Source organism: Actinoplanes sp. NPDC051633 (assembly GCF_040681735.1).
In the GTDB taxonomy this organism is placed as follows: domain Bacteria; phylum Actinomycetota; class Actinomycetes; order Mycobacteriales; family Micromonosporaceae; genus Actinoplanes.
Genome location: NZ_JBFAZH010000228.1, coordinates 1 through 8,408 on the forward strand (window position 1 = coordinate 1; position 8,408 = coordinate 8,408).

At 71.8% G+C, this 8,408-nt stretch carries 12 protein-coding genes; 8 read left to right on the top strand and 4 right to left on the bottom strand.

The window, feature by feature from the left end:
- From AB0M20_RS15370 to AB0M20_RS15385, 4 genes are all read left to right on the top strand, one after another.
- On the top strand, positions 1-452 hold a 452-nt coding region (locus AB0M20_RS15370; protein ID WP_364298451.1), incomplete at its 5' end, for an ABC transporter permease.
- Between the two features lie 20 nt (positions 453-472).
- On the top strand, positions 473-1,636 hold the full coding sequence (locus AB0M20_RS15375) for a sensor histidine kinase (RefSeq protein ID WP_364298453.1): 1,164 nt from the start codon (positions 473-475) through the stop codon (positions 1,634-1,636).
- A 34-nt stretch (positions 1,637-1,670) separates the two neighbouring features.
- Positions 1,671-2,282 (top strand): response regulator transcription factor, encoded by a 612-nt coding sequence (locus tag AB0M20_RS15380; RefSeq protein WP_364298455.1) that lies wholly within the window; start codon positions 1,671-1,673, stop codon positions 2,280-2,282.
- A 127-nt stretch (positions 2,283-2,409) separates the two neighbouring features.
- Positions 2,410-3,288 carry a sigma-70 family RNA polymerase sigma factor gene (locus AB0M20_RS15385; protein ID WP_364298457.1) on the top strand — a complete coding sequence of 293 codons (879 nt, stop codon included), beginning with the start codon at positions 2,410-2,412 and terminating at the stop codon, positions 3,286-3,288.
- On the opposite strand, the gene AB0M20_RS15390 is transcribed toward AB0M20_RS15385, so the two are convergent.
- The gene (locus AB0M20_RS15390) at positions 3,276-3,758 is read right to left on the bottom strand and encodes a heme-degrading domain-containing protein (RefSeq protein WP_364298459.1); all 483 of its coding nucleotides are present in this window, start codon (positions 3,756-3,758) and stop codon (positions 3,276-3,278) included. The genes AB0M20_RS15385 and AB0M20_RS15390 overlap by 13 nt on opposite strands.
- A gap of 42 nt (positions 3,759-3,800) precedes the next feature.
- Here AB0M20_RS15390 and AB0M20_RS15395 point away from each other — a divergent pair, with 42 nt between their 5' ends.
- The gene (locus tag AB0M20_RS15395) at positions 3,801-4,583 is read left to right on the top strand and encodes an endonuclease/exonuclease/phosphatase family protein (RefSeq protein ID WP_364298461.1); all 783 of its coding nucleotides are present in this window, start codon (positions 3,801-3,803) and stop codon (positions 4,581-4,583) included.
- Positions 4,584-4,617: 34 nt separating this feature from the next.
- On the opposite strand, the gene AB0M20_RS15400 is transcribed toward AB0M20_RS15395, so the two are convergent.
- Entirely contained in the window at positions 4,618-5,094 is a 477-nt protein-coding gene (locus tag AB0M20_RS15400; RefSeq protein ID WP_364298463.1) for a GNAT family N-acetyltransferase, read from the bottom strand.
- Positions 5,095-5,173: 79 nt separating this feature from the next.
- Here AB0M20_RS15400 and AB0M20_RS15405 point away from each other — a divergent pair, with 79 nt between their 5' ends.
- The 3 genes from AB0M20_RS15405 to AB0M20_RS15415 are packed head-to-tail and all read left to right on the top strand — an operon-like array spanning position 5,174 to position 6,887.
- The gene (locus AB0M20_RS15405; protein WP_364298465.1) at positions 5,174-5,614 is read left to right on the top strand and encodes a MarR family transcriptional regulator; all 441 of its coding nucleotides are present in this window, start codon (positions 5,174-5,176) and stop codon (positions 5,612-5,614) included.
- A gap of 14 nt (positions 5,615-5,628) precedes the next feature.
- Positions 5,629-6,048, top strand: coding sequence for an organic hydroperoxide resistance protein (locus tag AB0M20_RS15410; protein ID WP_364298467.1), 420 nt, complete (start codon positions 5,629-5,631; stop codon positions 6,046-6,048).
- A 17-nt stretch (positions 6,049-6,065) separates the two neighbouring features.
- Complete coding sequence (locus AB0M20_RS15415) at positions 6,066-6,887, top strand: alpha/beta hydrolase (protein ID WP_364298469.1); 822 nt, start codon at positions 6,066-6,068, stop codon at positions 6,885-6,887.
- On the opposite strand, the gene AB0M20_RS15420 is transcribed toward AB0M20_RS15415, so the two are convergent.
- Positions 6,884-7,804 carry a tyrosine-type recombinase/integrase gene (locus AB0M20_RS15420; RefSeq protein ID WP_364298471.1) on the bottom strand — a complete coding sequence of 307 codons (921 nt, stop codon included), beginning with the start codon at positions 7,802-7,804 and terminating at the stop codon, positions 6,884-6,886. The two genes, AB0M20_RS15415 and AB0M20_RS15420, sit on opposite strands and share 4 nt — an antisense overlap.
- 32 nt (positions 7,805-7,836) lie before the next feature.
- Positions 7,837-8,408: DUF6596 domain-containing protein (locus AB0M20_RS15425; RefSeq protein WP_364298473.1), on the bottom strand; the 572-nt coding region annotated here is incomplete at its 5' end.

Sequence of the window (8,408 nt, forward strand, 5' to 3'; positions counted from 1 at the left end):
CCTACATCGCGGTGAAGTTGGTGCTCGCGATGGTCATCGGGTTCGTGTCGGTGGCCGTGGCGATGACGGTGGGCGCGGTGTCCGGGGCGAAGCTGCCGGTCCACGCGTGGATCGAGTGCGGGCTGCTGGCCTGGGTGTGCGCGCTGGTGTTCGCCGCGTTCGGCCTGTTCATGGGCTATCTGCTGCCGAGCGAGAACGTCATGCAGATCCTCGGCCCAGTCTTGGCCGTGCTGTCGTTCGCCGGTGGGCTGTTCGTGCCGGTGGACCAGCTGGGGCACACGTTCGCGACGATCGCGAAGTTCACCCCGGTGTACGGCGTCGGCGAGATCGCCCGGTATCCCCTGGTGCACGACGGGAACCTGTGGGTCGCGGTCGCGAACGTGGTGGCGTGGACGGCGTTGTTCGCGGCCGGGGCGATGTGGCGGTTCCGCCGCGACACCGCGCGGGTCTGAGCGCGGGTAACTTCAGCGGCATGCGCGGGTTCCGGCACGGGTGGATCTTCGCCGCCATCTGGCTGTTCTATCTGAACGAGAACCTGACCGCGCTGCTGCGGCGGCCCAACGACTGGCAGCGCGACCTGGGCATGGTCGCGCTCGTCGGTTTCGCGGGGGCCTACCTGCTGGCGGTCGCCGTGCTGCGGCAGATCCGGATGGGCCGGCATGTCGAGCTGTGGCCGTCGAAGCGGGACGGGCGGCCGGTCGGGCGGCCGGTCGGGCGGCTGGTCCGGCGGCTGGTCCGGCGGCTGGTCCGGCGGCCGCCGATGTGGGCGCTGCTGACGCTCATGCTGGTGCTGTTCGCGGCGCAGGTGCCGGGCGCCGGGTTCCACGCGCTGCCCTGCATCACCTACATCTCGGCCACCGCGATGGCCGGCCTTCCGGTGGCGATCGGGGCACCCGTCGCGGGCGCGCTGGTGGTCGGCGCCGAGCTGCTGTCGCGGCTGGTGCCGGGCTGGGAGGACAACGGGTACGGCCTGGCCGCGCTGCTCGGGGGCGCGGCCAGCTACGGCATCCGGCTGGCCGGCGAGCGGCAACTGCGGCTGGCCGCCACCCAGGAGGAACTCGCCCAGCTGGCCGTGCAGAACGAACGCGCCCGCATCGCCGCCGAACTGCACGACATCCTCGGCCACTCGCTGACCGTCGTGACGGTCAAGGCGGAGCTGGCGCAGCGGCTGCTCGACGTCGACCTGGAGCGGGCCCGCAAGGAGCTCGCCGACCTGGAGGGGCTGGCCCGCGACGCCCTGGCCGACGTGCGGGCGACCGCGCTCGGGGTCCGCGGCATCTCGCTGCCGGGGGAGATCGCCGCCGCCCGGGAGGCCCTGGCCGCGGCGAACGTGGAGGCGGACCTGCCGGGCGCGGCCGACGAGGTGCCCACCCGGGTGCGGGAGTTGTTCGCCTGGACCATCCGGGAGGCGGTCACCAACATCGTCCGCCACGCGCACGCCCGGCGCGCGGAGGTCCGGCTCGCCCCCGGCAGCGTGGAGATCGTCGACGACGGCGTCGGCGAGTCGGTGACCAGCGCCGACGGGCAGGGCCTGGAAGGCCTGCGGCGCCGTGCGGAGGAGATGGGCGGCACCCTCACGGTGGGTGCCCGCGAGGACAGACCGGGATTCCGGGTACGCGTGGAGGTGCCGACATGAGCAGAGCTGCTTCCCCGCACTGCGAGGTGAACCCGTGATCCGTCTGCTGCTCGCCGACGACCAGGCCCTCGTGCGCGGTGCGATGGCCGCGCTGCTGGACATGGAACCCGACCTCAAGGTGGTCGCCGAGGTGGGCCGCGGCGACGAGGTGGTCGACGCCGTGAAGGCCAACGGGGTCGACGTGGCGCTGCTCGACGTGGAGATGCCCGGCATGGACGGCGTGGCCGCGGCCCGGGCGGTGAAGGCGGCCGCTCCCGGGTGCCGGATCCTGATGGTCACCACGTTCGGCCGGGCGGGGTATCTGCGGCAGGCGATGGCGGCCGGGGCCGGTGGGTTCATCGTGAAGGACACGCCGGCCCGGCAGCTCGCCGACGCGGTCCGGCGCGTACACCAGGGGTTGCGCGTGGTCGACCCCGCGCTCGCCGCGCAGTCCCTCGCTCAGGGTGACTCGCCGCTGACCGACCGGGAAGCCGACGTGCTGCGGTCGGCACGGGACGGCGGGACGGTCGCCGACATCGCCCGTGACCTGCACCTGTCCGAGGGCACGGTGCGCAATCACCTGTCCTCGGCGATCGGCAAGACCGGCGCGCGGACCCGGGCCGAGGCCGTCCGCCTGGCGGTCGACAACGGCTGGCTGCTCGCCTAAGCCTTTTTCCCGGCGAGTTTGAGTGCAACCAACCGGCAACCGTCCGTAACCGCAGACTGCACCCTGCGCCCATAAAAGTTCCTCCCGTCAGCCGGAAAGCGGCGACGACCACGAGGGGGAACGAACCATGAGCGCAGCGACCGTCAAGGCAGCGGCCGGCAACACCGTCACCGCCGAGCAGGAGATCCTGATCCGCGACAACATGGCCCTGGTCGGCCACATGGTCCGCGAGATGCTGTTCAAGGTTCCGGCCCACGTGCACCGCGACGACCTCGCCTCGGCCGGGTACGCCGCGCTGGTCACCGCCGCGCAGGGTTTCGACCCGCAGCGGGGCATCCCGTTCGGCCGGTTCGCCGCCATGCGGGTGCGCGGCGCCCTGCTCGACGAGCTGCGGTCGATGGACTGGGCCACCCGCTCGGTCCGGGCCCGGGCCCGCCGCGCCGACACCGCCCGCCAGGAGCTGACCGCGAAGCTGGGCCGCACGCCCACCACCGAGGAGCTGGCCGAGCTGCTCGGCGTCGGGGTCAGCGAGGTGGCCGGCGTCGACGACGACGTGCAGCGCGCCGCCGTGCTGTCACTGCAGGGCTTCGCCGCCGGCACCGCCGAGGACATGGTCACCGACGTGTCGCTGAACCCGGAGGAGATGCTGCTGCACCGCGAGCGCATCGGCTACCTGCACGACGCCGTCTCGGTGCTGCCGGAGCGGCTGCGGTTCGTCGTCGAGGCGTCGTTCCTGCAGGAGCGGCCGCTGTCGGAGGTCGCCGCCGAGCTGGGCGTGACCGAGTCGCGGGTGTCGCAGCTGCGCACCGAGGCGCTCGCGCTGCTCAAGGACGGCCTGACCACGCACATGGAGCAGCAGCACAACGAGTCCGCCAAGAACGACGGCTGCGTGGCCCGCCGCCGTGCCGCGTACGCCGCGCAGATCGCCACCCGCAGCACGATGGCGAGCCGCCTCGCGGTCACCGACGTGCAGGGCGCCCGGGTCGCCGACCGCTACGCGGCCTGAATCGCCAGGAACCGCTCGATCGCCTCGACCACCAGTGCGTGGTCGTCGGCCTGCGGCAGCCCGGAGACGGTCACCACGCCGACCACGCCCACCTGCGGGACCCGCACCGGGAACGCACCGCCGTGGGCGGCGTACCGCGCCGGATCCACCCCCATCCCGGCGTCCAGCACCCTGCCCTGCGCGGCCAGCCGCCGCCCGACCAGGTACGACGACGCGCCGTAGCGTTCGACGACGCGGACCTTGCGGCGGATCCACTCGTCGTTGTCGGCAACGCTGCCCGGCAGCGCGGCGTGGAACATCTGCTGACGGCCGCGGCGGATGTCCACCGCGACGGGCAGCTCCCGCCCGGTCGCCGTCTCCACCAGCAGCCGGCCCAGCGCCCACGCGTCCGGGTGGTCGAACCGGTCGAAGGTCAGCCGGCGCTCGTGCTCCTCCAGCGTGGCGATCAATTCCTGCAGCTCGTCGCTCATGCCGATCATTCTCGCCGGTCCGCGGCCCGCTAGGGTCAGCCCGTGCGCCTGGCGACCTTCAATCTTCTGCACGGCCGGTCCCTGTCCGACGGCGAGGTGCACGCCGAGCGTGTCGCCGCGTCGGTCGCCGACCTGGACGCCGACATCCTCGCCCTGCAGGAGGTCGACCGGGCGCAGCCACGCAGCAAGCACCTGGATCTGACCGCGATCGCGGCCGAGGCGCTCGGGGCGCCGACGCACCGGTTCGCCGCCGCGGTGGTCGGCACGCCGGGGGAGACCTGGCAGCCGTGGCGCTCCGACGACGACAACGAGCATCCGCTCTACGGCATCGCGCTGGTCAGCCGGTGGCCGGTGCGTCAGTGGCAGGTGACCCAGCTGCCGGCCGCCCTGGTGCGCTCACCGGTCTACGTCCCCGACCGCGGGTTCATCATGCTCAAGGACGAGCCGCGGGTGCTGATCGCCGCCGTGATCGACAGCCCGGCCGGGCCGGTCACCGTCGCCTCCACCCACCTGTCGTTCGTGCCGGGCTGGAATGTGCGGCAGCTGCGGGCCGCGGTCCGGGCGTTGCGGGCGTTGCCGGCGCCGCGCGTGCTGCTGGGTGACCTGAACATGCCGTCCGGGCCGGTGCGCGCGTTCACGGGGTGGCGGCCGCTGGCCCGGTTGCCCACGTACCCGAGCACGGCGCCCCGGGCGCAGCTGGATCACGTGCTGGCCGACCCGCGGGGCCGGCGCGCCCTCGGCGAGGTCGTCGAGGTGCGCACTCCCCGGGCCGGCATCTCCGACCACCGCCCGCTGGTGGTGCACATCCGGCAGCCGGGGCTGTAGGGGTCCTGCTTTACAGCGTCTTGCGGAAGACGTACTACAGGCCGTCGATCGCGTCCCACTGCTCGCCGACCTTGCGGAAGCCGAACTTGGCGATGGTGGCCAGCGACGCCACGTTGTCCGGCCGGATGCTGGCCCGCACCGCGCGCACCCGCGGATCCGCCGCCACGCGCTCGAGCAGCGCCGCCACGATCGCCGTGGCGTAACCGCGGCGCCGGAACGCCGGGTCGACCGTGTACGCGATCTCGACGGTCGCGTCCTCGTCGGGCGGGCCGTGGAACCCGCCGTGCCCGACCACCCGGCCGGTGCCGGCGTCCAGCACCGCCCGGGCGATCCACTCGGCGGCCGCCGGATCCTGCCCGATGTCGTCGAGGCGGATCCGCCACAGCCAGTCCTCGCCGAGCAGGAACGGGGACAGCTCCGCACCGGCCGCCGCACCGGCCGCGGCCAGGTCGCCGTCGATCAGGGCGGTGAGCGCCGCCGGTGGTAGCTGGACGAAACGGATTTTCGGCACCTGCGGATGATCACATGAGTTCATGGCGTACGCCACAGATCAGTTGTCCACAACTGAATTGCGCACTACCCTTCGGGTGATGGCTGCCGACACCACCGGACTCGAGCGCATGGTCTGCTTCGACCTCTACGCCGCCTCCCGCGCCATGACCGGCCTCTACCGGCCGGCCCTCGACGAGCTCGGCCTCACCTACCCGCAGTACGTCGCCATGACCGTGGTCTGGCACCGCGAACGCATCACCGTGCGTGACCTCGGCCGCGCCCTGCACCTCGACAGCGGAACCCTCTCACCCCTGCTCAAACGCCTCGAAACACAAGGACTCGTGATGCGCTCCCGCGGCACCCACGACGAGCGCACCGTCTGGATCCAGGCCACCGACCAGGGTTTGCAGCTACGCAACCGGGTAGCAGACCTACCGCAGAGGCTGGCCTGCGCCGTCGACCTGACGATCGACGAGTTCACCCAACTGCACCACCTGCTGAGCCGCATCCGCGCCTCGGCGGACGTCAACACCCTGTGAAAGGGGCACCATCCATGCAGGTCCTCTACACGGCCTCCGCGACCGCCACCGGCGACGGCCGCAACGGCCACGTCCGCTCCGCCGACGGCGTCCTCGACTTCGACCTCGCCGTCCCCAAGGAGATGGGCGGCCCCGGCGGGGAGCTGCCGAACCCCGAGGAGCTGTTCGCCGCCGGATACGCCGCGTGCTTCCACGGCGCGCTCAAGGCCGTGGCCCGCAGCAAGAAGATCACCCTCACCGACACGGCGATCACCGTCGACGTCGGCATCGGCCCCGACGGCCACGGCGGCTTCCAGCTCACCGCCGGCATCGAGGCCGAGCTGCCCAGCGTCAGCCCCGAGGAAGGCCGCGAGCTGCTGGACGCGGCCCACCAGGTGTGCCCCTACTCGAACGCGACCCGCGGAAACATCGACGTCAACCTGAGTCTCGCCTGACCCGGAAGGGAACCGACATGCCATTCGTCACCCACGACGACGTCGACATCTACTACGAGGACACCGCCGGCACCGGCGCCCCGGTCGTGCTCATCCACGGCTGGCCCCTGTCCGGCCGCTCCTGGGAGGCCCAGGTCCCGGCCCTGGTGGCCGACGGACACCGCGTCATCACCTACGACCGGCGCGGCTTCGGCAACAGCAGCCAGGTGTGGACCGGCTACGACTACGACACCTTCGCCGCCGACCTCGACGCGCTGCTGCGCCACCTCGACCTGCGCGACGTCACCCTCGTCGGGTTCTCCATGGGTGGCGGCGAGGTGGCCCGCTACCTCGGCACGTACGGCACCGACCGGGTCCGCAAGGCCGTCTTCGCCGCCGCCGTCCCGCCGTACCTCTACAAGAGCGACGACAACCCCGACGGCGGCCTCGACGACGCCACCATCAAGGGCTTCCAGCAGGGCATCGTCACCGACCGCATCGCCTTCCTGGACGGCTTCACCGAGAACTTCTTCAAGGCCGGCCGCAAGCAGAAGGTCAGCGACGCGCAGGTCACCTATGCGCGCTCCATCGCCTACGCCGCCAGCCCCAAGGGAACCCTCGACTGCGTCACCGCCTTCGGCGAGACCGACTTCCGCGGCGACCTCGCCAAGATCGACATCCCGGTGCTGGTCATCCACGGCGACAGCGACGCCATCGTCCCGTTCGAGGTCAGCGGCAGGCGCACCGCCGAGACCATCCCCGGCGCCCAGCTGGTCGTCATCGAGGACGGACCGCACGGCATCAACGCCAGCCACCCCGCCGAGTTCAACGAGGCCCTGCTCGCCTTCCTCAACAACTAGATCAAGCCGTTGAGCGCGCGGTTGGTGCGGTTCGACCGCACCGCCGCGCGCTGCTGCGCCGAGGTCACCTCGATGTAGTTCTGCGACGTCGTCAACGACCCGTGCCCCAGCAGCCGCATGATCTCCGACGCGTTCGCCCCGTCCTCCGCCAGCCGAGTCGCGAACGTGTGCCGCAACGCGTGCAACTGCGCACCCCGCGGCACCCGGTCACCGACGCCCGCCCGCCGGTAACACGACGACACCAGATACTGCAGCCCACCGCGCCGCAACGGCTCCCCACGCCGATCCACCAGCAGCGTGTCCGTACCCCGCCCCACCCGCAGCCGCCGGCTGTCCAGATACGCCTGCACCACCGCGTCCAGCCCCGGCTCGATCGGCACCGACCGCGGCCGCCCACCCTTGCCCGCCACCTCGACCCGCCGCTCACCCGGACGCCCGACGAACGAACCCGTCCGCAGACCCAGCATCTCCGACAGCCGCAGCCCCGCGCACAACCCCAGAGCCAGCACCAGCAGATCCCGCTCCGGCCACGGATCCCGCTGCCGCTCATCGGCCACCGCCACCGCACTGAGCAACTGCTCCGGGGTGTCCTCACCCCGCAACGGCTTGGGGGAGTGCGCCGCCACCCGCGGCTTGTCCACCGCCGACATCGGATTGCCCGCCACGATCCCCTCGGTCACCAGGAACGTGAAGAACGAATTCCACGTCGACCAGGCCCGATACACGCTCGCCGGAGCGCGGTCCCGAGCGAACCGCGCGAACGCCGCCCGCAACGAGCGAGGGGAGAGGTCCTCGGCATCGGCCATCAAACCCAAGATCAAGGACAGATCCCTGCGGTACGCCTGCAGCGTGTGCACCGACGGCTTCCGCACCGCCCGCGCCGCCAGAAACTCCTCCACCAGCTCCGCAGCACCCATGCCTTGATTATGCCTTTCTGCGGCCTTTATGACTAGAACAGACGTGCGATCTCCGTCAACCGCCGCTCGATGAACCGCCGCTCCGCGCCATCGTCGGTCAACTCCCGCGCCCGCCGATACGCCACCCGGGCCTCCTCGACCCGCCCCAACCGGCGCAACAACTCCGCCCGCGTCGAATGCAGATACCGGAAGTCGTCCAGACCCAGCCCGTCGACGATCCGCAGACCCGCCGCCGGCCCCTCGACCTCCGCGACCGCGATGGCCCGATTCAACTCGACCACCGGCGACGCGGTCAGCCGGCCCAACTCGGCGTACAACGCGGCGATCTGCGCCCAATCACACGGCGACTCGGCATGCAACGACGCGATCGCCGCCTGCAGCACATACGGCCCCCGTCCACCCACCGCGATCGCCCGATCCAGCTCCGCGCGCCCTCGGGCGATCTGCCCGACGTCCCACCCCGACCGATCCTGATCCTCCAGCAGCACCAGCTCACCGTCGCGGAACCGCGTCCCACGACGCGAATCGTGCAACAGCATCATCGCCAGCAACCCCCGCACCTCCGGATCACCCGGAAGCAACTCGGCCAGCGCCGTACCCAGCC

Excerpts from the sequence above, each read along its gene's own strand:
- AB0M20_RS15375 (WP_364298453.1), top strand. The coding sequence starts at position 473 with ATGCGCGGGTTCCGGCACGGGTGGATCTTCGCCGCCATCTGGCTGTTC.
- AB0M20_RS15385 (WP_364298457.1), top strand. The coding sequence starts at position 2,410 with ATGAGCGCAGCGACCGTCAAGGCAGCGGCCGGCAACACCGTCACCGCC.
- AB0M20_RS15390 (WP_364298459.1), bottom strand. The coding sequence starts at position 3,758 with ATGAGCGACGAGCTGCAGGAATTGATCGCCACGCTGGAGGAGCACGAG.
- AB0M20_RS15405 (WP_364298465.1), top strand. The coding sequence starts at position 5,174 with ATGGCTGCCGACACCACCGGACTCGAGCGCATGGTCTGCTTCGACCTC.
- AB0M20_RS15410 (WP_364298467.1), top strand. The coding sequence starts at position 5,629 with ATGCAGGTCCTCTACACGGCCTCCGCGACCGCCACCGGCGACGGCCGC.
- AB0M20_RS15415 (WP_364298469.1), top strand. The coding sequence starts at position 6,066 with ATGCCATTCGTCACCCACGACGACGTCGACATCTACTACGAGGACACC.
- AB0M20_RS15420 (WP_364298471.1), bottom strand. The coding sequence starts at position 7,804 with ATGGGTGCTGCGGAGCTGGTGGAGGAGTTTCTGGCGGCGCGGGCGGTG.